1 protein-coding gene is annotated in these 278 nt (G+C 73.7%); it reads left to right on the top strand.

Annotation, left to right across the window (positions count from 1 at the left end; translation table 11 throughout):
* On the top strand, positions 1-278 hold a 278-nt coding region (locus B1205_RS29910; RefSeq protein WP_176308709.1), incomplete at both ends, for a hypothetical protein.

The following is a 278-nucleotide window of genomic DNA, read 5'->3' as shown; positions in this document are numbered from 1 at the left end:
CCGGTCCGCGTTCGAGCAGCGGGCGGTCGTCGTCGGCTCCTCCGCCGAGGAGCTGCTGTCGGGTCTGGACGCGGTGGCGGGGGGTGTGCCGTCGTCGTCGGTGGTGACGGGTGCGGCGGCGCGGCCGGGTGGTCCGGTGTTCGTGTTCCCGGGTCAGGGTGCGCAGTCGGTGCGGATGGCGGCGGGTCTGGTGGGTCGTGCGCCGGTGTTCGACGCCGCTCTGGCGGAGTGCCGGTCGGCGTTGGCTCCGTATCTGGATGTCGATCTGGTCGGGGTGC

Source organism: Micromonospora sp. NBS 11-29 (assembly GCF_002140155.1).
Lineage (GTDB): Bacteria > Actinomycetota > Actinomycetes > Mycobacteriales > Micromonosporaceae > Micromonospora.
This window is presented reverse-complemented; position numbering and strand designations above follow the sequence as displayed.